The sequence below is a fragment of the Pontibacter ruber genome (assembly GCF_023630205.1).
Taxonomy (GTDB): domain Bacteria; phylum Bacteroidota; class Bacteroidia; order Cytophagales; family Hymenobacteraceae; genus Pontibacter; species Pontibacter ruber.
In genome coordinates this window covers 1,455,524-1,480,677 of record NZ_JALPRR010000001.1, presented here as the reverse complement: position 1 = coordinate 1,480,677, position 25,154 = coordinate 1,455,524, and the positions used below count along the sequence as shown (strand labels likewise).

The 25,154-nt window shown below is 49.2% G+C and carries 23 protein-coding genes; 6 read left to right on the top strand and 17 right to left on the bottom strand.

All coding sequences use genetic code 11. The features are described 5' to 3' along the window. Nucleotides 1-19: 19 nt before the first annotated feature. The 5 genes from MJ611_RS06560 to MJ611_RS06540 all read right to left on the bottom strand — a co-directional run bounded on the left by MJ611_RS06560 (nucleotide 20) and on the right by MJ611_RS06540 (nucleotide 2,576). Complete coding sequence (locus MJ611_RS06560; protein ID WP_250428711.1) at nucleotides 20-391, bottom strand: DUF4406 domain-containing protein; 372 nt, start codon at nucleotides 389-391, stop codon at nucleotides 20-22. A 72-nt stretch (nucleotides 392-463) separates the two neighbouring features. Continuing rightward, nucleotides 464-853: a hypothetical protein gene (locus MJ611_RS06555; RefSeq protein WP_250428710.1), complete on the bottom strand. Its 390-nt coding sequence runs from the start codon at nucleotides 851-853 to the stop codon at nucleotides 464-466. 138 nt (nucleotides 854-991) lie between these two features. Then, nucleotides 992-1,453, bottom strand: coding sequence for a hypothetical protein (locus tag MJ611_RS06550; protein ID WP_250428709.1), 462 nt, complete (start codon nucleotides 1,451-1,453; stop codon nucleotides 992-994). A gap of 146 nt (nucleotides 1,454-1,599) precedes the next feature. Then, nucleotides 1,600-1,911 carry a putative quinol monooxygenase gene (locus MJ611_RS06545; protein ID WP_250428708.1) on the bottom strand — a complete coding sequence of 104 codons (312 nt, stop codon included), beginning with the start codon at nucleotides 1,909-1,911 and terminating at the stop codon, nucleotides 1,600-1,602. Between the two features lie 110 nt (nucleotides 1,912-2,021). Then, complete coding sequence (locus tag MJ611_RS06540; RefSeq protein ID WP_250428707.1) at nucleotides 2,022-2,576, bottom strand: hypothetical protein; 555 nt, start codon at nucleotides 2,574-2,576, stop codon at nucleotides 2,022-2,024. Nucleotides 2,577-2,823: 247 nt separating this feature from the next. Between MJ611_RS06540 and MJ611_RS06535 the strand changes: the two genes are divergently transcribed. From MJ611_RS06535 to MJ611_RS06525, 3 genes are all read left to right on the top strand, one after another. Then, nucleotides 2,824-4,029 carry an NADH-quinone oxidoreductase subunit D gene (locus tag MJ611_RS06535; protein ID WP_250428706.1) on the top strand — a complete coding sequence of 402 codons (1,206 nt, stop codon included), beginning with the start codon at nucleotides 2,824-2,826 and terminating at the stop codon, nucleotides 4,027-4,029. 210 nt (nucleotides 4,030-4,239) lie between these two features. After that, nucleotides 4,240-5,175 carry a phosphatase PAP2 family protein gene (locus MJ611_RS06530; RefSeq protein ID WP_250428705.1) on the top strand — a complete coding sequence of 312 codons (936 nt, stop codon included), beginning with the start codon at nucleotides 4,240-4,242 and terminating at the stop codon, nucleotides 5,173-5,175. An 80-nt stretch (nucleotides 5,176-5,255) separates the two neighbouring features. Beyond that, nucleotides 5,256-7,655: a DUF5686 and carboxypeptidase-like regulatory domain-containing protein gene (locus MJ611_RS06525; protein ID WP_250428704.1), complete on the top strand. Its 2,400-nt coding sequence runs from the start codon at nucleotides 5,256-5,258 to the stop codon at nucleotides 7,653-7,655. Nucleotides 7,656-7,723: 68 nt separating this feature from the next. Here MJ611_RS06525 and MJ611_RS06520 read toward each other — a convergent pair whose 3' ends face one another. Next, complete coding sequence (locus MJ611_RS06520) at nucleotides 7,724-8,632, bottom strand: DUF2167 domain-containing protein (protein WP_250428703.1); 909 nt, start codon at nucleotides 8,630-8,632, stop codon at nucleotides 7,724-7,726. Nucleotides 8,633-8,796: 164 nt separating this feature from the next. On the opposite strand from MJ611_RS06520, the gene MJ611_RS06515 reads away from it, so the two are divergent. Then, the gene (locus MJ611_RS06515) at nucleotides 8,797-10,323 is read left to right on the top strand and encodes an NAD(P)H-hydrate dehydratase (protein ID WP_250428702.1); all 1,527 of its coding nucleotides are present in this window, start codon (nucleotides 8,797-8,799) and stop codon (nucleotides 10,321-10,323) included. Here MJ611_RS06515 and MJ611_RS06510 read toward each other — a convergent pair. From MJ611_RS06510 to MJ611_RS06460, 11 genes are all read right to left on the bottom strand, one after another. Beyond that, entirely contained in the window at nucleotides 10,302-11,210 is a 909-nt protein-coding gene (locus tag MJ611_RS06510; protein ID WP_250428701.1) for a UbiA prenyltransferase family protein, read from the bottom strand. The two genes, MJ611_RS06515 and MJ611_RS06510, sit on opposite strands and share 22 nt — an antisense overlap. A 121-nt stretch (nucleotides 11,211-11,331) precedes the next feature. After that, the gene (locus MJ611_RS06505) at nucleotides 11,332-11,892 is read right to left on the bottom strand and encodes an inorganic diphosphatase (protein ID WP_250428700.1); all 561 of its coding nucleotides are present in this window, start codon (nucleotides 11,890-11,892) and stop codon (nucleotides 11,332-11,334) included. Nucleotides 11,893-11,972: 80 nt separating this feature from the next. Continuing rightward, complete coding sequence (gene pafA, locus MJ611_RS06500; RefSeq protein ID WP_250428699.1) at nucleotides 11,973-13,682, bottom strand: alkaline phosphatase PafA; 1,710 nt, start codon at nucleotides 13,680-13,682, stop codon at nucleotides 11,973-11,975. Between the two features lie 162 nt (nucleotides 13,683-13,844). After that, complete coding sequence (gene atpG, locus MJ611_RS06495; protein WP_250428698.1) at nucleotides 13,845-14,735, bottom strand: ATP synthase F1 subunit gamma; 891 nt, start codon at nucleotides 14,733-14,735, stop codon at nucleotides 13,845-13,847. Nucleotides 14,736-14,810: 75 nt separating this feature from the next. Further along, nucleotides 14,811-16,391, bottom strand: coding sequence for a F0F1 ATP synthase subunit alpha (atpA, locus tag MJ611_RS06490; RefSeq protein WP_250428697.1), 1,581 nt, complete (start codon nucleotides 16,389-16,391; stop codon nucleotides 14,811-14,813). 2 nt (nucleotides 16,392-16,393) lie between these two features. Beyond that, on the bottom strand, nucleotides 16,394-16,951 hold the full coding sequence (gene atpH / locus MJ611_RS06485) for an ATP synthase F1 subunit delta (protein ID WP_250428696.1): 558 nt from the start codon (nucleotides 16,949-16,951) through the stop codon (nucleotides 16,394-16,396). Nucleotides 16,952-17,015: 64 nt separating this feature from the next. Then, entirely contained in the window at nucleotides 17,016-17,507 is a 492-nt protein-coding gene (locus tag MJ611_RS06480; protein WP_250428695.1) for a F0F1 ATP synthase subunit B, read from the bottom strand. 135 nt (nucleotides 17,508-17,642) lie between these two features. After that, on the bottom strand, nucleotides 17,643-17,900 hold the full coding sequence (gene atpE, locus MJ611_RS06475) for an ATP synthase F0 subunit C (protein ID WP_250428694.1): 258 nt from the start codon (nucleotides 17,898-17,900) through the stop codon (nucleotides 17,643-17,645). Nucleotides 17,901-17,938: 38 nt separating this feature from the next. Further along, nucleotides 17,939-18,967: a F0F1 ATP synthase subunit A gene (atpB, locus tag MJ611_RS06470; RefSeq protein ID WP_250428693.1), complete on the bottom strand. Its 1,029-nt coding sequence runs from the start codon at nucleotides 18,965-18,967 to the stop codon at nucleotides 17,939-17,941. A gap of 44 nt (nucleotides 18,968-19,011) precedes the next feature. After that, nucleotides 19,012-19,395, bottom strand: coding sequence for a hypothetical protein (locus tag MJ611_RS06465; RefSeq protein WP_250428692.1), 384 nt, complete (start codon nucleotides 19,393-19,395; stop codon nucleotides 19,012-19,014). Nucleotides 19,396-19,397: 2 nt separating this feature from the next. Further along, the gene (locus MJ611_RS06460; protein WP_250428691.1) at nucleotides 19,398-19,640 is read right to left on the bottom strand and encodes an AtpZ/AtpI family protein; all 243 of its coding nucleotides are present in this window, start codon (nucleotides 19,638-19,640) and stop codon (nucleotides 19,398-19,400) included. Nucleotides 19,641-19,916: 276 nt separating this feature from the next. On the opposite strand from MJ611_RS06460, the gene porW reads away from it, so the two are divergent. Then, entirely contained in the window at nucleotides 19,917-22,847 is a 2,931-nt protein-coding gene (gene porW, locus MJ611_RS06455; RefSeq protein WP_250428690.1) for a type IX secretion system periplasmic lipoprotein PorW/SprE, read from the top strand. 4 nt (nucleotides 22,848-22,851) lie between these two features. Beyond that, on the top strand, nucleotides 22,852-25,149 hold the full coding sequence (locus MJ611_RS06450; protein ID WP_250428689.1) for a penicillin-binding protein 1A: 2,298 nt from the start codon (nucleotides 22,852-22,854) through the stop codon (nucleotides 25,147-25,149). Nucleotides 25,150-25,154: the final 5 nt, after the last annotated feature.

Below are 25,154 nucleotides of genomic sequence, written 5' to 3'. Positions count from 1 at the left end.
TTATCACAAATCTCTGGTATCAAACTCCGGGTATGTCGCTCTTATCATGGAAAATGATTTTTCCTTTTGATCGGCCTACCGTTACCATTTCATCCGCACCGCTCGAAGCACCACCAATTCGCAGCACCGCATCGCAATGATCGAGCAGGCGGATGGCTACCGGGTGAAAGATCTCGTTGAAAATTTCATCACCTGTTTTCTGAGAGCCTGCGGCTTCGATCAGGGGCAGGGCATACCATTCGCCTAGAACAGGCAGGTGCCCCATCTTGTAAATTTCCAGGGCAGTATCTGTCATGGCCTTTACATTGGCAGCGATCAGTTCCGGATCGTCGTTGGTACCGGAGCGGTATGGGCCCGCCACGAGTATCATCAGGGATTTTTTGGATTCCATTCTATCAGGTTGTTGAGGTTTTGCATAAGGAAGTACGAGCTAGAAACTCACGCTAGCAGGGCTCTTAATTCTTTAATTAGCTTTGGGACTTAGAGCAGGCGTGGTATAGAAAACGTAGCCGAAAAGTATCGCAAAGACGGAATAAACAAGCGCTGCAGCCCCGATGTAACTTAGGCTTGGATCCTTTACTGCCAGTTTAGCCAGGGCAAGTGCGCCGATCACAAAATGAGCCATGTTTCCGATAGCAACCGGTCTGCTGTAGATGCCTCCGATCAGGTTTGCTTTGGCCATCCAGTTAAGCATGGCAAAGCCAAAGTATAACGCACCTAATACCTGCAGCACAATAGCAGATGCCTCATTCATACCTAAACCGCCGGCAATTTCCTGAGTGAAAAAAGATAATGCTAAACCGGTCATACCCATAACAAGGGCACTTATAGTCATTAGTAGTTTTGTGTTCATGATTGCATTTGTTAAGTATGATGTAACCTTTAGTTGGTGTAAGCTTGCAGTTCGGGCCGTGGCTTCTTTCTAATGGTTCTAAAGTGCGAACCACAAGCTCGCACTTACATAGTTTAGAATTGACTTATTACAAAAGCACTATACACGTTTGCCGCTCCTGTAGAGTAAATACCCTACTACCATGTAAACTATAACTGCAACTGCAATTGGGGCTTCCTGTTGCGCATACCAGATACTACTGTCTTTAAGCAGAGGATTGGTAACCATGCCAATCAGAATAAAAGAACCAAAAACCAGGGCAGGTGAAAGAATGACAGCAATGGCCCGAACCCAAAGGTTACGATTTCTACTGAGGTGATAACCTATACCTGTAGAACCGATTAACAGCAACACGATGCCAATTGTCATGAAAAGCGCTGCGGCTCCGGAAGTTATAATCCGACCATTCGTGGAAACAATTACAGCTAGCTTTATTGCCCATGCTACAGTGCCTCCCATTAAAAATGCTCCTGCTACCTGAGACCATCTTGAAAAAAGTAAATTCAGTTGCATAAATAGTTGATTTTGTTCGGTTAAAACGAGTAACAAAGAAATTGACAAGTATAAGTATAGTTAACAGCCATTCGCTAGTGCGGGAGGTTACCCGTGGTTAGCGGCTGTTTTACTTAGCTGCTCTTGCTTCTATCTATACTTAAATGTAGATAGTCACTCATTCGGTTCAGCTTCTTTCCAGCAACTACTATTGTCTACTTTATACCTGCTCCACCTAAAACATCAAGCTCCTGCCCTTTCTCCGGCATTCCGTCCAGCAGGGGCATAGCCTGAGAGATCAGCTCTCTTACACCTTCTACTTTTAAAGAATCATCATGGTCTGCTTTGCTACTCCATACTTCCGTCACCCAAACAGCGTCCTCATCTTCTTTATCTTTGCTTACTAAGTAAAGCTGGCAACCTTTAGCTGTTGATACCAGTTTTGCAGCTTCAAGAAGGATAGAGGAAAGTTGCTCTCCGTTTCCCACTGTCGCTTTTAGCTTTCCATGAAGGCCGTATTTGTTCATTTTGTAGATGGTTGAGATTTAGAGGCTATTGATTTAGATGATAACGTTACTCATGCAACTGAAGCCCGAAGCGTAGCGAGGGTTAAGGTTGAACTGTGTTGGCGGAAGTACTATTTGATTATCACTGCTCCATTATTAGCGCCACTACCATATATTTTTTGTGCTTCATCTGCAGAAAGTACCACTATTGACTTAACTTTAGAAAATTTAAGATTCATGAGCTTACCCTCAACATTAGGCTTTAATATTTCATCATTAATAACATACATTAAGTTATCTCTATCATTAGGCTCAGTTACTGTCCTATCATGATACTCTTTTGAAATATTGGCAAGTTTTGGTCTGTAATTACTGATCGCATATTTCTTAGTTATCAACAACACGACACCATTATCTATATCATCCTTAATCGCTTTCGGTACCTTTTTGTCTGATTTTTCATACATTGTTATACTAGCAATGTCGCTAGGGTCGATTGTATTTAAAGCACTTTTGTGCCCCACTTTTTCATAATCTACATAGAACACTGTTTCATCAGTTATCTTTTGCAAAACTTCTGTTCCATTCCACTTTTTTCCATTAGTCGCTATTAAGCTGGATGAACAGCTTAATAGACATAGTATGGAAGCACAAGCGAACAAGGTTTTAGTAAAATTCATTTTCATATTTTTAACTTGATTTTATAATGTATTACCGCCAACGTTTAGTATAAACGGAACTAACACCGTTTAGCCAACCAACGGTAGTCGAATAACCGTAACTGAACCATCGAATATACTATATAGCAACCACATAATGTAATTCCTCCTGAAAATTCTCCTAAATAACAAACCCCTGCTTTATTCCCTCATTTTTCCGAACTTTGCTCTTAACTTTTTAACTCTCTAACTTTTTAACCTTCTAACTCACGCCGTGTCCACCATCTACAAAGATTACCTGCTGCAGTCGGAGCCGAACAAGTTCAGCCTAGATAACCTGAAGGCAGGCGAGATGATTGTGAACATGGGGCCGCAGCACCCGAGCACGCACGGCGTACTGCGCCTGGAGGTGGTAACCGACGGAGAGATCATTACCGATGTAGCGCCGCACGTTGGCTACCTGCACCGCTGCTTCGAGAAGCACGCCGAAAGCATGGCCTATAACCAGACCATCCCCTACGTAGACCGCATGGACTACTTGGCTGCCATGAACTCGGAGCATGTATGGTGCATGGGTGTGGAAAAGCTGTTGGGCATCACCGACCAGATACCGAAACGGGTGGAGTACATCCGGGTGCTGGTAACGGAGCTCAATCGTATTGCCTCGCACTTCCTGGCCATTGGTACTTATGCCATCGACATCGGGGCTTTTACGCCTTTCCTGTGGCTGCTCCGCGACCGCGAACACATACAGCGCCTGCTGGAGTGGACTTCCGGAGCCCGCATGCTCTACAACTACATCTGGGTGGGCGGTTTATACTATGATCTGCCTATTGGCTTCGAGGAGCGCAGCCGTGAGTTTATAAAATACCTCGGCCCGAAGCTCGACGAACTCGATACCATACTTCTGGAGAATAAGATCTTTATTGATCGCACAGCCAATGTAGGTATCCTGCCGTTGGATGTGGCGATCAACTACGGTTGCTCCGGGCCTATGCTGCGTGGCTCCGGCCTGAAGTATGATCTGCGCCGCATAGACGGCTACAGCGTTTACCCGGAACTGGAATTTGAGGTGCCGGTTGGCAAAGGTACTGTCGGCACCACCGGCGACTGCTGGGACCGCAACTATGTGCGGGCGCTGGAATGCCGCGAGTCTATCAAGATCATCAGCCAATGCCTGGATCAGCTACAAGGCGATTATAAACGTACTCCGGATTTCGATCCGCAGGCAGCCTGCCCGAAAAAGCTGCGCATGACCGGCACCCAGGAATTATATTTCCGCGCTGAAACACCACGCGGCGAGCTGGGCTACTTCTTCCGCACCACCGACCGCAGCGATGTACCTTTCCGCTGCCACGGCCGCTCTCCCTGCTTTTCTAACCTATCGGTGCTGCACGAAATTGCCAAAGGCTGCATGGTGGCCGACCTGATCGCCATTGTGGGCTCTGTGGATATTGTTCTGGGCGAACTGGACCGTTAATGGTTCGTGTGTCGTTTTTCGTGTTTAGTGTTTTGTATTTTGGTAACTGGTAAGTATAAACTGCCGGGTAGTATACTTTCTAAAATGGTCAAAAGAAACTTTACACCCCGAAAAACGATAAACGATACACGAAAAAAGAACAACAATGGGGCACGATTTTTATAGCAGATTGGTTTAGCTCCTAATCGTAAACTTAAAGCCTACTTACACTTGAAACTATCGAAAATTCTGACGGCGCACCTGCTTTGGATGAGTGTGCTGGCAACCCCGGTAATGGCTCAGGTACAGCCGCAACCTGTACTTACTGATACGACAACAGCTACAATTGCCAGCGATCCGGCAAGTATAAAAGCTGGTTCTGCAACTTCTGCTTTCCAAGCCTACCAATACAGCAGCCGTACGGCTCCTGATACGCTCTTCAAAGTAAACACGCCTGTCGTAGCCGACACCGTTTACCGCGGCCAGAAAAAGCCTTTCACGGAATCGCAGCTGCGCGAGGGCAGCAACAAACGGTATCTCACACGGGCTGTGTTACCAGCCGCTGCGCTGATCGGTGCCGGTATCTATACTATCCAGGACAACGGCTTTTATAGCAGCCACGATGCCCGTGATGCGCGCCACAAACACGCGCCCAACTTCAGCACCAAGGTAGACGATTACCTGTTCTTCCTGCCGGTGGCGTACATGTATGGGTTTAACGCCTTCTCCTCGCAGAACCGCCACGACATACGCCGGCAGACTGGGCTGTTGCTGGCCGCGGGTGCCCTTACCTCCGCTATCGTATGGCCTGCCAAAAAGCTAACGGACATCGACCGCCCGAACGGCGACCCCACTGCTTTTCCTTCCGGGCATACGGCGTATGCGTTTACCATTGCCACCATCGTAGATAAGGAGTTCCGCCACAAGAGCCCCTGGGTAAGCGTGGGCAGTTATACCATAGCCAGTGCTACAGGCGTGATGCGTGTACTAAACAATGAGCACTGGATGGCTGATGTACTGGCTGGAGCCGGCGTTGGTATACTCTCGGTAAATACGGTATACTGGCTGCATGATAAGATCTTTAAAGACAAAGGGTACAACACCTCGGTAACGCCGGTGGTGCTCCCTTCAGGTAAGCCCGGACTTGGCTTGTCGGTTACGTTCTAAACAATAAATCAGGTATAGAAGTATAAAAGGCGCCTCTTCCGGCATAGGAGGAGGCGCTTTTTCTTTTATATCTTTACAAGATGACGCGTACCTGGTTCCTTCTGCTTTTCTGCTTTTTAAGTATGCCGCTGCTGGCGCAGGTACAGGCGGTACGTGGCACGGTGCGCGATGCCGGAACCAACGAAAAGCTGCCCTTTGTAAGTATAGCTGTAAACGAAGGCGAGACCGGTACCACCACCAACCTCAACGGGCAATACCAGATCCGGCACAACCGCCCTGTTACCAGCCTCCGTTTCAGCTATGTGGGCTACGCACCACAGCTGCTCACCCCGGACTCTACAGGAGTACTGGATGTATACATGCAGCCGGTGGCAGCACAGCTACAGGAGGTAATCGTACGTTCGGGCATTAATCCGGCGCACCGCATCATCCGGCTGGCCACACAGAACCGGGAGCGACACCGCATCGAGAACCTGGATGCGTACACCTACCGGACCTACAACAAATTTATACTTACCGCTACCGATCTGAAGGAGCAGGACCTGCAGGATACGCTGAACCTGTCTTCCCAGGACTCTGCTTACCTGAGAATGCGCAGCCTGCTGGCCAAACAGCATCTCTTCCTGATGGAGAGCATCACCGACTACGCTTACCTGAAGCCCGACCGCACCAAGGAAACCATACTGGCTACGCGTGTGTCGGGGCTGCAGCAGCCGAGTTTTGGCGTAGTAGCCGCCGAAGCCCGTGACTTTTCTGTTTACACCAATATGCCCGTCTTCTTCGGTAAGCGCTACCTCAGCCCCCTAAGCCCGGGCAGCACCCGCAAGTATGATTTTATACTTCAGGAAACAAGTATGATCGGGGGCGATACCGTGTTCATCATTTCGTTCAAACCACAAAAAGGAAAGAACTTCGAAGGTTTGAAGGGACTGCTTTACATCAACAGCAAGGGGTGGGCCGTACAGAACCTGATAGCCGAATCGGCTACGGATGACAAGCGCGGCATAAAGCTGCAGCAGCAATTTGAGCAGGTAAACGGGCAGTGGTTTCCCAAAGAACTGGATGTAGAGCTAACCGTGCAGCAGATCAGCCTTAAGGGTCACCAGCCCTATGGCCACATTCGTACTTACATCACCAATGTTAACCTGAACCCGGGATTGCAGCGCAGAGATTTCGGCGCCATCGCCCTGCTGCAAACGCCCACTGCCAACCGTCAGCCGGAGTATGTCTGGCAGCAAAACCGCCCCGATACGCTTAGTTTGATGGAGCAGCGCACCTATCAGCGCCTCGACAGCATTGGCCGGGCCGATAACCTGGACCGCACCATCCGCACGATGGAGTATATCTTAGCCAAGCAAATACCCATTGGCCCGGTTAGCCTCGATATCAACCGACTGCTGAAAGTGAGCCGCTTCGAAGGACCTCGCCTCGGCATTGGGGCACACACCAATAACCGCTTTTCGGAACGCTTTTCGTTTGGCGGGTACTGGGGCTACGGCCTCCGGGATAAAGCGCAGAAGTATGGCGCCGATGCTTCCCTTATACTTCACCAGCCCTCTGAGCTGAAGGTGACCGTAGATTATTTTGAAGATGTGCTGGAGCCGGGTGGCAGGCGCCTTCCTTTCAAGCAACGCAGCCTGCTGTCGGACCTGCGCCCTGCCGTACTCGATCAGCTGGACTATACCACCCATTACGGGGTTTCTTTATCGGGCAGACTGTTCCGTTACATGCAGGTGCAAACACAGCTGCGCCAGGAGCAACGTCGTCCTACCTTCACCTCTGACTCTCTTGTAACTGTTCCTGGCAAGATAGATGTAACGGAAGCTACGGTTGGTTTTCGCTATGCCTACGGAGAGCAGTTCACGCAGCTTTTCGGCCAGACCCTGCCTATGGCTTCCGCTTACCCGGTATTATGGTTTCAGTATACACGTGGGTTGGATGGCTTTTTGGACGGTGACTACAGCTACAACAAGTATGATGCACGCCTGGAGGCTTCCTTCCGCCACCGCACCACCGGAGAAACAAAGCTCATTTTTGCAGGAGGATTGATACGCGGGCGGGCTCCTTTTACGAACCTCTACAATGGCTATGGCAGCTACAGCCCTACCTATACCGTGTATGCCGGCGAAGGCTTCGAGACCATGCGCCCCTACGAGTTCTTCTCCGACCGATATGCAGCACTATTCCTGAGCCAAAACTTCGGCAAACGGCTGCTTCGCACCGGTTTCTTCAAGCCCGACCTGGTACTGGTTACCAACATCGGTTTCGGTGACCTGAAACAGCAACCGGCAGAGCAGCCGCAACTGACGTTCAACACCATGCACAAAGGCTTTTATGAATCAGGCTTGATGCTCAACAACATCATCAGCTCTCCTTTTTCCGGCATTGGCGTGGGTGCCTTTTACCGCTACGGCCCTTATGCTTTCGAGCGAGCCTCTGATAACCTGAAATTCAAGCTCACCCTGACACTGGCCTTCTAAAACAGAAAACCCCGAGACTGCTATGGAAGAAGCACAGCAGTCTCGGGGTTTATAACTGGTCTAAGCTCTTAGTTTGCTACTTTCTCATACTCCTGCTCAGGTTCCGGAGCCGGCTCTTCTTTCTTTCTTCCTTTCAGCAACTTCATCAAAGCACTGCCACCTCCTACTATAGCAAGCGCAATTACTTTCCAGAACTTCAGCAGGAGTGCAAAGAAGCCAACTTTGGTCAGGATCTTTCCTGCAACCAGGCTTCCGATTGTCCAGGCTGCCACCTCGTCTACGTTAGGATCAAAGTCGAAGTAGCTGTGCCCCTGCTCAAACGTTACACTGTTCAGGATCAAGGGGATGTTTTGCTTTACTTCCGGCAGGCTGTTCATATCTGCAATGGCATTCAGCATCAGCACTCCTTTGCGGCCCAGCACACGCACGTTGTAGTTCAGCGTATTGGATTCAGCGCCGCCAAAGTTCAGCTCTTTTGCCCAGTGCAGCACCTTCTTATTGTTGTCGTAGTAAGGTTGTGATGCCCATCCGATCAGTTTGATCTCATCGTATCCGTTGGCTACCCGCTCCTTGTTTGCCTCTGTCATATCTTCCTGCATGGTTTCCAGCAGCTCTGTATAGTCTATGTCAGCGGCATCGGTGTCTTTTACATAGCCCATGTCCTCGTACTCGATGTCAAATACCCAGGTATCTGCGTCCAGCACGCCTTTCCCTTCAGGCACGAGCATACCCAGCGTAGTACCTGATGCAGGGTTACCCCACAACTCTGTTAAAACGTATTCTGATTGTTTGGCATCCAGGTACCGGAAGCCTTTCGGCACAACGATCTTGGCCATGCCTTCGCCTAAGGAGATTTCTCCATGCTGGTAGTTGAGCGATTTCTCAATTTCTGCAATCCTCAGGCTCAGAGAGTCTGTTTGGGCAAAGGACGCATATCCAGCAAATAAGCAAAAGAGTAAAGTGTAAATGTGTTTCATAGGGTTTTGTTAAAATGTTTACTGTTGTTTAAGATTGTCTTGTATTGAAGAGGAGACGTTAACTTTTTACTGAAACGGCAACTTCAAAATGGCATATAAAGTATGAAAAATAGTTGAAAACATATATACATCCTGTGTTTTAAATCAACTTTAAAGGTAGTTCCATGAAAATTCTGACTGCGGCCCAGACGCGGGAAGCTGACGCCCAAACCATTACAAATGAGAACATCGCCTCTGTTGATTTGATGGAGCGTGCGGCGCTGGCCTTTACCTGTTGGTTTGAAAATAAATTTCTACCTCGTCAGTCGGTCTATATCTTCGCAGGGCCGGGCAACAACGGCGGCGATGGGCTGGCAGTAGCACGCCTGCTGCACGAGCGCAGCTACCCGGTAAAGGTGTTTGTAATTGGCGACCTCACCAACGCCTCCCAGGATTTTCAAATCAACCACGACAGGCTTCCGGCAGCTATCGCCGCTACTCCAATAGTATCTATAGCCGATTTCCCGTCTATCCCCGAGAGGGCGCTTGTCATTGATGCGCTGTTCGGCACTGGTCTTTCGCGCCCGGTTACCGGTTTGTTTGCTGAGGTGATCGGGAAGATGAACAACAGCAAAGTGTGCGTCATTTCCATTGATGTTCCTTCCGGTTTGTACACCGACAAGCAGACACCTTCGGAAGGCGCTATCATCCGTGCGACTCATACAGTAAGTTTTGAGTTACCGAAACTGGCTTTTTTCCTGCCGCAGCATGAGCAGTATGTAGGCGCGTGGCATACCGTACCGATAGGGCTGAGCCCGAAGTATATCGCCGAGGCTAAAACAGATCATTACTTCACTACATTGGAGGATGTACAGCAGCTGCTTAAACCACGCAGGAAGTTTTCGCACAAAGGCCTGTATGGGCACGCTTTGCTGCTGTGTGGAAGCTTAGGCAAGATGGGAGCTGCCGTGCTGGCAGCCCGGGCGTGTCTGCGCAGCGGTGTGGGTCTGCTCACGGTACATGCCCCTTCAGTAGGCTACTCTATACTTCAAACGGCTGTGCCCGAGGCCATGACGCTCTCTGACCCTAACCGCCGGGTGTTATCAAAGCTGCCGGACCAGATGGACAAGTATAGCGTTGTAGGCGCAGGGCCTGGCATCGGCACTGAGAGACAAACCAAAACAGTTATTGGTCAACTGCTTGCCACCACCTCTTTACCGCTTGTACTCGACGCCGATGCCATTAACCTGGTAGGCAGCAGCGACCGCCTGAAAGCACAGCTGCCGAGAAATAGGGTCATCTTTACCCCTCACCCCAAAGAGTTTGAGCGGCTGGTTGGCAAATCCAAAGACGACTACGACCGGCTGGAAAACATGCGGGAGTTTTGCCGTGAGTATGCCTGCTACATGGTGCTGAAGGGCAGCCACTCGGCCATCTGCACACCCGAGGGCGAAGTATACTTTAACACCACCGGCAACCCGGGCATGGCCACGGGCGGCACCGGCGACGTACTGACCGGCATTGTAACCGCACTGGTAGCACAAAATTATACGTTGAAAGAAGCCTGCCTGCTGGGCGTATACCTGCATGGTTTAGCCGGAGATCTGGCTCGGGAGACTGTAGGGGAAATCAGCCTGATTGCCTCTGACCTGATCGAGCAGTTGCCCAAGGCATTCCGGCGGCTTGCTCCTCACCAGGATTTAGCCAGGTAAACGCAGGCAAAATGTACGAGCATGGCACCATCTGCCAGCAACGCATAGTACAACCGCGACCTTTTATGCGAAGCATACATAACTATCCCGGCTGCTATCACAGCACCTGCCAACAAACCTACCTGTGTAACACCGGTTTCGGTCAGGCTCACAAGGGTGCCATAAAGCAACAGCAATGCCAACGACATCAGTTTGGTTTTGTGCACGCCCATAAGCCCGGGAAAAGTGAGGGTATTGGTGTGCCGGTCATACGTGTAATCGCGGATATCGAAGAGCAGGGCCAGTGCCAGGATGAAAAGGAAACGGCGCACCCCCAACAACAGGCTTACCTCGTTCCATACCTGCAGCCCCGCATCCATCAATGGGAAGAGCGCCGTAACTACCGCCCATACATAGGCTATCAGAAATACCTTCAGCAACGGCACGCTCCGCAGCGGCCGCACCTTGCGCGCTTTGTATACTATCGGCACGGTATAGCCAATCGAGATCAGGGCCAGGTGCCCCACAACCCATAAATTAAGCTGCAAGTCAAAGTATAAGTACAATGCCGCCGCCCCTGCTATACTTGCCAGCCCGAGTAGCGCCAGCTTATTTCGGTGCCGCTGCCCCCACGACTGCTGCGCTCGGGGTTTTGTTTGCCTGATACCGCGCAACATACTTTGCACACTGCTCAGGTTATAGGTAAACAACGTAGACAGGAAAACGAACCAAACCAGCGGCAACGATATCTCCAGGCCTGCCAGCAGGTAGGTTTCTATGGTCAGGCCAAGCGCACAGAAAGAGATGAACACACTACTATACAGCAGCGCCTCCAACACAGGATGCGGCTCTGCTTTCGTTTTCCGCACATGGTTGTCGTTTTTCTTCTCTGGTTGTACCTGCTCCATTTCTACCTGCAAGTTTGTAAATCCTGGCCCTAACTTAAGTACGGCTAAACCCGTCACAAAAACAAAAAGCCTGACGCGTGCATAGAGCTACATCAGGCTTAAAAACAAAAAGCTAAAAGCTTTAAGACAGGCTTCTTTCTGCGGGAGCACCAAACGTAGCGTTGTACAGCTCGATGCTTTCCTGAATGATCTCGTAAGCACGCTCACGGCCCAGGAACTGCTCCACGATCACCTCTTTGTGCTCCAGTTTCTTGTAGTCTTCAAAGAAGCGACGCATCTCCAGCAAGGTATGCGGCGGCAGTTCGGAAATATCATTGATGTGGCGTACCGACATATCGTTGTTTGCAACCGCTATGATCTTGTCATCCTCTTCGTTGTTGTCGATCATCTGCATCACCCCGATCACTTTTGCATCGATCAGGCACATTGGCTGCACGTCAATCGAGCAGATCACCAGGATATCTAGCGGGTCTTTATCGTCGCAGTACGTCTGCGGAATAAAGCCATAGTTAGCCGGGTAGTGGATAGAAGAGAAAAGCACTCTGTCCAGTTTCAGCATGCCACTCTCTTTATCTAATTCATATTTTGCTTTAGAACCTTTCGGAATTTCGATAATGGCCGTAACTACTCCCGGTGCCTCCTCGCCGTAGCTCACGCTATGCCATGGATTGTTGTTTTCCATATTCACTTTGTTGTTAATTTTAATTAATTGTCGCCTCCCGCTCTACTTCTTATACTTGGTATGGGTAAGCGTAACTTATTTTACTTCATCAATTCCTGTAAGGGCTTGCCCACACTACCATTCGGCTCCTGTATGTATAACCAGGATGCAATGGTTGGGGCAATATCCGCCACCTGTACTTCTGCTGAGCTCTCGCCCGGCTTTACCTTCCAGCCATACCATACCAGCGGCACGTGTGTGTCGTAGTTTGAGTAAGAGCCGTGTGTGGTACCTTTTGGCTCTTTGGCAGCACCATAGCCTTCAAACCAGCCTGGCTGCAGTACTACCAGTACATCTCCGGAGCGTTGTGCATTGTAACCGCTGGCGATCCTGCTCATCAGGCCTTCGCTCCAGCCTGCCCGCTGCACGTTTTCGGCAGCCATAGCTCTTGCTACTCCTTCAAACCGCATCACGTAGTTGGCCACTTTCTCCTGCACGTCAAGTCTGTTCAGCTTTTTTGCTTCGATCAGCTTTCTGTTCAGGTAGATCTGCTGGTTTGTATACCGTTCGATCCATTTGCCACCTCCGTAGGTGGTATTCAGATATTTTTCCACCGAATCGCGCATTATGCTGGAATTGGCAACGCCTGCCGGTACTTTCTTATCTTTCAGGAAAGCGGGTACATGGGCTGCGCCGTGATCTGCCGTCAGAAACACCAGCACATTGCCTTTGCCTACGTGCTGCTCAAACTTGTTGAGCATCTCTTCTATTTCACGGTCCAGTCGCAGGTATACATCCTGTGCTTCAATAGAGTTTGGCCCGAAAGCATGTCCTACATAATCAGGGGTCGAGAAGCTTACCGCCAGAAAATCTGTAAACGGTCCTTTGCCCAATTCTTCGCCTTCCAGTGCTGCCAGAGCAAAATCCTTTGTCAGGGTGTTGCCTGCCGGAATAGAGCGGATCAGTTCGTACTCCTTTTTACGGATAGCCGGGATGTTGTGCGGGAATACAGGTTTCTGTTCCCCTGCCAAAGGCTGTTCCCATGGCACATCATCGGCAGAGCTCTCTGTATATTGATCAATAGGCAGCAGCGTATTCCATACCTGGCTCAGGTGCTGGTCCGGATACTTCTTGTTGTTGAATGCCTGCACCCAGTTTGGCAGCTCGTTCTGGTAAAAGGTACTTGTGATCCAGTTACCGGATGGCGAATCAAACCAGTAGGCGCCATTCGCTGTGTGACCTGCCGGAAGTATAGCGCCTCTGTCTTTCAGTGCTATGCCAATTACTTTCGAGCGCATGTTAGTTGCAATGCGCAACTCGTCGGTAATGGTAGAAGTCAGCAGGTTAGCCGGTGACATCTGGCCTGCAGTAGAAGTACTTCCTACCGTCTGTACGGTTTTATCTTCTACGCAGTATACATCGGCTCCCGCCTGGCGGTTATACCAGCTGTTGCCAATAATACCGTTTAGGGCCGGTACACTACCCGTATAAACGGAAGCGTGGCCAGGACCGGTATACGTTGGCACATAACTATATTGCGCATTCTTGAAGTTGAAGCCGCTTCGCACCAGTTTCTTAAAACCTCCTTCGCCATACTTGTCCCAGTAGCGGAACAAAAAATCGTAACGCATCTGATCCACTACAATTCCTACCACTAACTTGGGGCGCTGCATGGCTGTTACCTGCTGCTTTTCACTTGCAACGGTAGAGGATGTACTTGTTACTCTAACACAGGCGCTAAGCAACAACACCAGCAACAAGGCTGTTGGTGCACTTTTGCCTGCGATATAGTTTTGTATACTTCTGATCATGTTATTGGCTGATTTTCTGCAAATATAGCAGGCTTGCATTTTATGCCATACTTTACTTGCCGCTCAATCCTGGTCTTAACAAAAAGATAAACTGCTTATCTGTAATAAAAAAAGAACGCCCACCGGATTGATGGGCGTTGCTTTAGCTGGTCTTTTATCTTCTTATTCAGATGCCAGGGCTTCGGCGCCACCCACAATTTCAAGGATCTCCTTGGTTATAGCGGCCTGACGCGTCCTGTTATAGGTTAATTTCAGCTGTTTCAGCAGTTCACCCGCGTTCTCTGTCGCTTTGTCCATGGCTGTCATACGGGCACCATGTTCAGAAGCATTCGACTCCAGTACTGCTTTGTACAGTTGTATTTTAAGTGACTTAGGGATCAGTTCTTTTACGATCTCTTCCATCGAAGGCTCGAACGTATACTCTGCTACCAGAGCCGAGTCATGCATCTGATCCGCTGGCTTTTCTTCAACCGGCAGGAACTGCTCCGTACGTACGATCTGTGTAGCAACGTTTTTGAACTCGTTGTAAAGAATTTCCACCTGGTCAAATTCGCCATTCAGGAAACCATCCATCGCGCGCTCTGCAGCAACACGTACCGAATCAAAAGAGATATTAGAGAAGATCGTAGAGTAGTCGCCTACCAGTGGAATGCCTCTTTTAGAGAAAGCATCTGCACCTTTTCTACCGATCGCCATTACAGAAACTCTTCCGGCAGCTAACTGGCTGCTATACTTATCATTGATCAGCGCTGAAGCAGCTTTGATAATGTTAGAGTTAAAAGCACCGGCCAGACCACGATCCGAAGTTACCACGATCACCAAAACACTGTTAACTTCACGCTTTACAGCATAAGGATTATCTACAGCACCCTCGGTTAGTGTTGACAAATTCGTCAGGATGCCACCCAGGCGCTGTGCGTAAGGGCGCATACGCAGGATGTTGTCCTGTGCACGTCTTAACTTGGCAGCCGCCACCATTTTCATGGCTTTTGTGATCTGCTGCGTCGACGACACCGATGTGATGCGGCTTCTAACCTCTTTTAAACTTGCCATATTTTATGTGTTATGAGCATAAAGTTAAAGGTCGAAGGCTTCTGAGCCCTCAACCTTTAACTCATAACTTTTATATTACTTCTTGTATCTAGCTGAAAGCTCTTTGGAAACTCTTCTCAGAACACCAGTGGTTTCGTCGTCAAGTTTACCAGCCAATAGCGCATTAAGGGTATCCTGGTGCTGTGCACGCATTGTACGTAGGAAGTCCTTCTCGAATGTTCTTACCTCGTTTACAGGCACATCATCCAGCAAACCGTTTGTAGCGCAGTAGATAATAGCTACCTGCTCTTCAACCGACACTGGTGAGAACTGTGGCTGCTTCAGGATCTCCAGGTTACGGCGACCACGCTCAATTGTAAGCTTGGTAGCAGCATCCAGGTCAGAACCGAATTTCGCAAATGCTTCCAGTTCTCGGAACTGCGCCTGATCCAGCTTCAGTGTACCTGCTACTTTCTTCATTGACTTGATCTGAGCAGAACCACCCACGCGTGATACCGAGATACCTACATTGATCGCAGGACGGATACCGGCGTTGAACAGGTTCGTCTCAAGGAAGATCTGACCGTCTGTGATAGAGATCACGTTTGTCGGGATGTAAGCAGAAACGTCACCAGCCTGCGTCTCAATGATCGGAAGTGCTGTTAACGAACCACCACCACGTACTAAGTGACGGATAGACTCCGGAAGGTCGTTCATGTTGCGAGCGATCTCATCAGAAGAGTTCACTTTTGCAGCACGCTCCAATAAACGAGAGTGCAGGTAGAATACGTCACCTGGGTAAGCTTCACGTCCCGGAGGTCTTCTCAGAAGCAGAGACACTTCACGGTACGCTACTGCCTGCTTGGAAAGGTCGTCATAAACAACCAGTGCAGGACGGCCTGTATCACGGAAGAACTCACCGATAGCAGCACCAGTAAACGGAGCAAAGAACTGCATTGGAGCCGGATCAGAAGCAGAAGCCGAAACTACTACGGTATAATCCATGGCACCACCTTCCGTAAGTGCTTTTACTACCTGTGCTACTGTAGATGCTTTCTGACCTACGGCAACATATATACAGAACACTGGCTGTCCTTTTTCGAAGAACTCGCGCTGGTTCAGGATTGTGTCAATTGCAACAGCTGACTTACCAGTCTGGCGGTCACCGATGATAAGCTCACGCTGACCACGGCCGATCGGAATCATAGAGTCGATCGCCTTGATACCAGTCTGCATTGGCTCGTTTACCGGCTGACGGAAAATTACACCTGGTGCTTTACGCTCCAGTGGCATTTCGTACAGTTCGCCAGCAATAGGGCCTCTGCCGTCGATTGGCTGACCCAGCGTGTTTACCACACGGCCGATCACACCATCACCCACTCTAACAGAAGCAATTCTGTTTGTTCTTCTTACGGTTGCGCCTTCCTTGATCTCGCTGTAGTCGCCAAGTAATACAGCACCTACGTTATCTTCTTCAAGGTTAAGAACAAGCGCCTGAAGTCCGTTTTCAAACTCTAAAAGCTCACCAGACTGTGCTTTGGAAAGGCCATAGATACGAGCGACACCGTCACCCACCTGCAGTACAGTACCTACTTCTTCCAGCTCTGCCTCAGAACGGAAGTTAGACAGCTGTTCTCTTAATATGGCTGATACTTCATCAGGTCTTACTTCTGCCATGATTATAGTTTATTGATATAGGGGTTTTCTTTAAAATTACTTTTCAGCTTGCGCAGGTTGTTTCGCACAGAGCTGTCGAATTGTTTATCGCCTACACGAAGTACAAAGCCTCCGATCAGCGATGGATCTACACTCTCCTCCAGCTGAATTGTCTTGCCGGTTTGTGCAGCCAGGCGGCTGCCTAACTCATCGCGAAGGGCTGGAGCCAAAGGAGCGGCAGATACTACCTGTGCTCTTTGTATTCCTTTTATCAGATTGTACTGTTTTTCGAATTCTGTCGCAATAAACTCCAGTAACGATTCACGGTTTTTACGCGCTACGATCTGAAAGAACATCTCTGTCATCGGCTGTACTTTGCCAGCGAAAACAGCATTGATCACCGCCAGTTTTTTATCTGATTTGATGATCGGGTTACGGAGCATTAAATAAAAGTCTCTGTTACCGGCAAGTACCTTGGTGAACAGTTTCATGTCGGCATGCACCTGCTCTAGTACTCCTTTTTCCTCCGCCAGCTCGATCAGCGACTTTGCATACCTGGAAGCAACTCTAATTTCTGACATAGTGCTTTTTAGAATGAATGGCGCCTGGCAATTGCTTCCGGCACCATCTATTTATACTATTTAATTATAGCGTTACTTCGCTGATGTAGTCCTGCGCCAGTGCCTGCTGTGCCTGAGGGTCGCTAAGCTCTCTTCTCAGGATGCGTTCTGCGATATCTACAGAAAGAGCAGCAGCCATGTTCTTCACTTCCGTGATTGCGGCCAGCTTCTCGTTTTCGATTGCCTCACGAGCATGTGCGATCATACGGGCACCTTCTTCATTAGCTTTGTTCTTAGCTGTTTCCACGATGTTGTTACCAGCATCAGAAGCCTCTTTCAGGATTCTGTCGCGCTCCAGACGCGCCTCTGCCAATAATTTCTCGTTTTCAGCCTTCAAACCTTGCACCTCAAGCTTTGCTCTTTCAGCAGCACTCAGGGCATCTTCAATAGAAGCCTCACGCTCACGCAATGCGCTCATGATTGGTTTCCAAGCAAACTTTGTCAGCAGGAACAGTACGAGAAGAAACGTAACTAACTGCCAGAAAATTAAGCCTATACCTGGGGTTACTAATTCCATTGTTTATGAAAATTGAATATGAGGTTTATATTTTTGGCTGCGCTGCAGCCTTTTTAATCAACTATACTTTCAACTACATCTTTTGATCTCATCGTCCGGACCATGCGTCCGGACGTGAGATCAACAAAAGCTTAATTAGCCTTTGAAAGAGATTAGCAAGCAAACTACCACACCGAACAGTGCAACACCTTCGATAAGGGCAGCAGCGATAATCATCGCTGTCTGGATTCTTCCAGAAGCTTCTGGCTGACGAGCGATAGATTCCATGGCAGAGCCACCGATTCTACCAATACCCAGACCAGCACCAAGAGCAACTAGACCAGCACCGATACCGGCACCTAGAATCGCATAACCTGCGCCTTCTGATAGAGCTTGAAGCAAAATTGCTAACATAATTGTAGTTATATATAGTTAAAAATTAAAAGTTCTTATTAATGCGCTTCTCCGTGTGCGTGTTCTTCATGATGATGCTCTTCCACGGCACCACCAAAGTACATTGCCGAAAGCAGTGTGAAGATATAAGCCTGCAGCAGCGCCACGAATAACTCCAGGAAGTTCATGAACGTTGCAAAGGCAACACTCAGAGGTCCTACAGCGATGCTTTGGAAAATAAAGATCAAGCTGAACAAGGAAAGAATGATAATGTGACCAGCCGTGATGTTTGCGAAAAGTCGGACCATCAGCGAGAATGGCTTTGTCAGGATACCGATCAATTCTACAGGTATCATGATCGGAGCCAGCCACGTTGGCACGCCTGGTGTCGCAAAGATGTGTTTCCAGTAGTTTTTGTTACCGCTGAATACCGTGATCAACAAGGTCATGGCAGCCAGCACCAGCGTAACTGCAATGTTACCGGTTAGGTTAGCACCACCTGGCATCAGGCCCAGCAGGTTGTTAAACCAGATAAAGAAGAAGATGGTCAGCAGGTAAGGCATGTAGCGCTCGTACTTCGGGCCGATGTTCGCCTTGGCAATATCGTCGCGGATAAACACGATCAGTGGCTCGAAGAAAGACTGCAGACCTCTCGGAGCCTTGCCAGCGTTCTTCTTATAGCTTGCTGCAATAGAGAAGAAAACAAAGAACAGCAGGGCCACACTAACAAACATCGAAGCCACGTTCTTTGTAATAGAAATGTCAATCAGGCCAGCCTTGTCGTGAGAAGCTTCACCTTCCGGCGTAGCACGGTAGATGTGACCATGCTCCAGAACATACCCTTTATAAGGCACCAATTCATGATTCTCGTTATAGAAGTTGCTGGATGAGAACACCACCGGCTGTCCGTTATCAAACAGAATCACAGGCAGATGCAGCACCACGCCATCAGCAAAATGCCAGCTGTAATCATCCGCGATGTGATGCGTGATCATATCGCCGGGCCTAAACTCCCCGCCTTCTGCCGCCGCCTCGGCATACACCGAAATTGTCAGAAAGGAAAACAGTAAAATAAATAACTTCTTCATTAAGAGAGATTTATAAGCAAGTTTTATAAAGCCGAACTTTAAACTTAATCCTGCCTTTTCAAATGCGGGCGCAAGTTAGCCAATAAGCTGAAAATTTCAAACCCGGTGAATAGAAAATATAAGACAAAGAAGTTGATCACAAACTGTAACTCACTCTCTGCGAACAGATATACATACAGAAACACCACGCCAATGCTTAGCAACATTCTAAAACCCATGGAGCCAAAGTAGTACAATTGGAAATTATCGCTGTCGTAGCTTACCCCCAGGCGGGAGATGTAAAAGGTGCCCGCTGTAACCAGTACAAAGAAGGCCAGGATATACCAGATAAAGGAATGCACCAACGCGTTGCCGGTAAAATAAGAGAGAGCTCCGATCGCAAGGCCGACCACGCCGGTAAACACCAGAAGGTTTTTAAAGAAATTCACTGTTACTGTTTTTTATTAAGAGATAGTATAATCAGCACCATAGAGGCCATTACAGCCAAAAGGAGCAGCACAATGGTAAACCACGGGTTCTCGGTCTGAAAATGTTCGTCCAGTTTCATCCCTAACCAGGCTGCCAGCACCAGTGCCCCTATCATCTGGAAGGCCATGCCAGAGTATTTCATGTACTGCTTTACAGAACCTTCTCCTGGTTGCTTTGGCTTATCCTCGTTCAGATCGTTTTCCATGATTATGAATCGTTTGCAAAATTACTCCTTTTTACGGTCTTATGTGCAACCTTCGCTTCACAATCCGAACATTATTGCTCTAAAGAACCGCTGCAATACCCCAGATCTGCTGACTGAAACCAAAACACAGCTTCCTGAGTTCATTAGCAACAGGCTTAAGGTGCAAAGTTGAGTGCATCTCGGGCCTATACTTATTTATTTACAGATTGTTGTATTTTTGCGTGGGAGTTTGCATTTTTTAGTTTTCTTGCGCCCATAAGGCTTATACTTTATACTTTGCCTGAACCGTTTTATACTTATAACTTGTACCCTAACGGCCACTATATCTCCAGCGCCTCTTTCACCTTGGCAAACCGACTACTGCATATAGCTGTTATACTTGTGTGCCTGCTGCTGACGGCATGCTCTGCTGAACGCAACAACCCGCTCAGCAAGACCTATCATAATACTACGGCACGCTACAACGGCTACTTCCTGGCAAGGGAGAAAATGGAAGCCATTGAAAAAGGTATTCAGGCCCAGGTGGTGTATGACTATAACCAGCCGCTGCCGATTTACCCGCTCCTTGATTCTTCTACTGCCAAAGCCTTTGCTGCCGACCTGGAAGACGTGGTAAAAAAAGCCTCGTTCCCGATACAGTGGCATAAGAACAGCAAGTGGGTAGACGACAGTTATAACCTCATTGGGAAAGTACGCTACTACCAGCTCAACTTTCCGGATGCAGCCAGAACCTTCAAGTATGTAAACTCTACCAGCAAGGATGCCAACGCACGCCACGAAGCACTGGTATGGCTGATGCGCACGTTTCTGGTGACAGGTGAGTTGGATAACGCCCAGTCAGTTTCCGAATTCCTGAAAAAGGAGCGCCTGAACAAAGACAATGCCCGCGAATTATACTTAGCCCGCGCCCAATACCATCGCCTGCAAGGCGATACCACGGCTATGATCGAGAACCTGGCGCTGTCGCTGCCTAATTTCGAGGAGAAAGACGCTGAGTCGAGGGTACGCTTTTCCCTGGCCCGGCTTTACCAATTGCAGCGCCAGGACAAGGAAGCTTACCAGCAGTACAGCCGCATCTTGCGCCGCAACCCTCCGTACGACCTAGGCTTTTTCAGCCGTTTATACTTAGGCCAGGTATCGGAGCTGAGCGATGCACAGGACAAAGAGCGCATGGCCAACCATTACCGCAAGCTGTTAAAGGACAGCAAGAATAACGAATACAAAGACAAGATCCTTTACGAGATGGCACAGTTCGAGCTGCGCCAGCAAAATTACGACAAGGCACTGGAGTACCTCAATGCCTCTCTTAAATCAACAGGAGCCCTGCCCAACCAGAAAGCATACAGCTATCTGCTGGCAGGCAAAGTATACTTTGAGCACCTGAACAAGTATAACCTGGCCCAGGCGTACTACGACAGCGCCGTGCAGGTATACCCGCCTGGTGCAATCGATTACCAGCAGGTAGTAGAGCGGCGCGATATCCTCACCGACTTTGCCACACAGTTCAGCACCATCCAGACGCAGGACAGCCTGCAGCGCCTTGCACGCCTAAGCGAGGGGGAGCGCCTGCAATTTGTGCAACAGTTGGTGCAGCGCGAAGAGGAGGAGCGCCTGCAGGCACTTGCAATGCAGCAGGCGAAACAACAAACCCAGGAGCAGGGGCGCCGCGGCTCATTAGAAAACACCAGAAGAAACAATGGAGGGAATGGGGGAAATGCAGACAACTCCGGCATTTGGTACTTCGACAACCCGGCAGCCATGGCCACGGCACGCTCGGAGTTCGTGCGCCGCTGGGGCGACAGGCCGCTGCAGGATAACTGGCGAATCAGAAGCAGAGGAGAGGCAACAGAGCAGGCGCCGGTAGCCCAACAGCAACCTGAGGCAGCTCCGGCAGAGCCTACCCAAAGCCCGGAAGAGCGCATGGCAGCCCAGGTGCAAACCTATCTGCAGAATATCCCGACTACAACAGCCGCACTGCAGCAGTCGGAAAGGCAGGTAGAGGAAGCCCTGTTTAAGCTAGCCAACATATACAGCCAGAAGTTAAAAGATAATACCAAAGCTGCCGAAACCTATGAGCAGTTGCTGGCTCGTTTCCCTACCACCGGGCATGCCGCTGAGGCTTATTATGCCTTGTATTTGATCTACGACAAAGCCGGTGACGAGCGCAAAACAGCTTATTATAACAAGATAAAGCAGCAGTTCCCGTACTCTACTTTTGCCCAGCTAATTGATGATCCGGAGTTCCTGTCCAAAAATGCAGCAGAGAACATCAAAGCCCACACGTTGTACGACTCCGCTTTTGTATACTATGAAAATAAGGAGTACAAGGAGACAACCCGCCTACTGGCACAACTCGGCAAGGAATACCCCCGCAACGATATTGCAGACAAGGCAGCTTTCCTGGGCGTACTTGTAACAGCCCGTACCGAGAAGCCGGAAGCGCTTAGGGAGCAACTGCAGCAGTTCAAAGCCGCCTATCCAGCAAGTCCGCTGCTGCCGCAGGCCAACCAACTGCTGACTACCTACCAGGAGCTCGAACAGAAAAACCTGCTGAGACGTGAGGCACCGCAGGTTATTACCGCCCTGCACCGGGCTGAAAAAGGAGCGTCTTTGACGCCGGAAGAAAAAGTTAGCACAGAAATTGCTTCAGCTACTGCATCCACAGCAGCTGAGATCCCGCTGCCTAATAAGCAAACAGTTAAGGATACAGCAGCAGCTCCTCCGGACACAGTGGCACAAAAGGTGAGTACAAAGCAGGCAGATACAACTACTCAGGCTGCGCCGCCAGTTGTGCAACCAGACACGAACAGCACAACAGCGAACCCTGAGATTGCCGACCCGCTGGCCTATGATGTTAGCACAGACAGTGCCTTTTACTTTGTGCTCCTGTACCCGACTGCTGCCCCGGCTTTTAAAGATGTAGTGGCAAAGTATGAAAAGTATAACAGCACCTATTACAAGAAACAGAACATTACCATTGATTCGGTTGCTTTCTCAGATTCGCAGACCATGCTTGTGCTGCGTTCTTTCCCGGATGTAAAGCTGGCACAGTCTTTCAATGTAAAACAAAAAGGCCCGCAGGCGCCGATCGGCAGAATCAGAGGCGTAGAATTCACTACCTTTGTAATCTCTTCTGCCAACTTCCAGAAGTTTAAACAGAAGAAGGACCTGGAAACTTACCTGAATTTCTTCAGAAACAATTATTAATTACATGACTACGCGTCAAAACGGACTCTACTCAAAAGCAATTACGGCTATATGGTTACTTTTTGCCGGCGGCCTGATCGTATTTATCCTTTACATCTATGCGGTTAGCATCAACTTCCTGAACCTGTTTGGGGAGCTGCCGAACATGCGTACCCTTGAAAACCCTAAAAGTGCGCTCTCTTCGGAGTTATACTCTGCTGACAATGCACTGCTGGGCAAATATTTCCGGGAGAACCGCACCCCGGTTGATTACGAGGACCTGCCCGAAAACTTTATTAATGCGCTTGTCGCAACAGAAGACATCCGTTTTGAAGAGCACTCAGGCATAGATCCGGAAGCAATGGGCCGCGTTGCCGGTTCGCTTCTGATCGGCAGTTCGAGGGGCGGTGGTAGTACGCTTACGCAACAGCTTGCCAAGAACCTCTTTAAAACGCGTGGAGAAGAGCTAAACAACGGTTTGCTGAATGATACGCCCGGTCTTCGTACGCTTATCCATAAAACGAAAGAGTGGATCATGGCCGTGAAGCTGGAGCGCTCCTATACCAAAAAAGAGATCATGATGATGTATCTCAACATTTTTGAGTTTGGCAGCAATGCTTTTGGTGTACAGTCTGCCGCTAAAACCTTCTTCAACAAGCATCCAAAAGACCTGGAAGTGCAGGAATCTGCCGTACTCGTGGGCCTGTTCAAGAACCCGAATTACTACAGCCCTAAGTTTAATCCTGAAAACGCCAAGATTCGCCGGAACGTTGTTCTTTCGCAGATGGTAAAGTATGGCTTTTTACCGGCCGAAGAGTACGAAAAGCTAAAGGACAACGACATCAAGCTGGATTACCGCGTAGAGAACCAGAACCTTGGTCTTGCGCCATACTTCCGCACCGAGGCCAGCAAGTTCCTGTTACAGTGGTGCCGCGAAAACGGGTACGACCTGTATGCCGATGGTCTGAAGATTTATACTACGATTGACTCCCGCATGCAGAAGTATGCCGAGCAGGCCATGGAGCAGCACATGAAGGACCGCCAGAAAGAATTCTTCAAACACTGGAAAGGCCGCAACCCCTGGACGGACCGAAACGGAAACGAGATCAAGAACTTCCCTGAAATAGCAATCAAACGTACAGACCGCTACAAGAGACTTGCCGAGCGCTTTGACGGAGACCAGGACTCGATCAATTATTACCTGAACAAAAAGATCCCGATGACGATCTTCTCCTGGGATGGAGAGAAAGAAGTAATGATGAGCCCGATGGACTCACTCAAATACTACAAACATTTCCTTCAGGCTGGCTTTATGGCCATGGAACCGCAAACTGGTCACATCAAGGCCTGGGTAGGAGGTATCAACTACAAGCACTTCAAGTATGACCACGTGAAACAGGGGGTTCGTCAGCCTGGCTCTACGTTCAAGCCATTCCTGTACACGGCAGCTATCGAAAATGGCTATTACCCGTGCTATGAGGTGATCGATTCGAAAGTATGTATCACCCTGCCAGATGGCAATACCTGGTGTCCTAACAACTCTGACAATAAGTTTTCGGGTAAGAAGTATACCTTGCGCAATGCCCTTGCAGAGTCTGTAAACTCAGTTTCGGCTTTCCTGGTGAACAAATTAGGTGCAGAAACTCTGGTAGCCACTGCAAAACGGATGGGTATCACAACGCCTTTGGAGCCTAATCCGTCTCTGGCGCTGGGGGTGAGCGACGTTACCCTTTTTGATATGGTAGGCGCTTACGGCACCTTCGTGAACAGCGGCACCTGGACGCAACCAACCTTTATCACACGCATCGAAGACAAGCACGGCAATATTCTAGCAGATTTCACTCCTACTAAGGTAGAGGCCCTGAGCGAAGAGACTGCTTACATGATGGTGCACATGCTCAAAGCCGCCGCAGAGCCGGGTGGTACCGCTTACTACGGCCTGCGTCACCGCAACGGCTTAAAGAATGAGATTGGGGCAAAGACCGGTACAACCCAGAACTACTCCGACGCCTGGTTCATGGGCATTACGCCAAACCTGGTTTGCGGTACCTGGGTAGGCGGAGACGACCGTTCCATTCACTTCCGTACGATTGCTCTCGGTCAGGGTAACAAATTGGCCATGCCGATCTATGGATACTTTATGAAGAAGGTTTATGGAGATAAGACACTTGATGTTTCTAAAGAGCCATTCCCTAAACCTTCTACGCCTTTATCGGTAGAATTAGACTGTGCCAAGTACAACGGCCAAATGCCTGTAGATTCTTCTCAGATGGAAGAGTTCCTGCAGATCCCCGCTGAAATTGACTTGGACGCTGAAATCTGATGAAG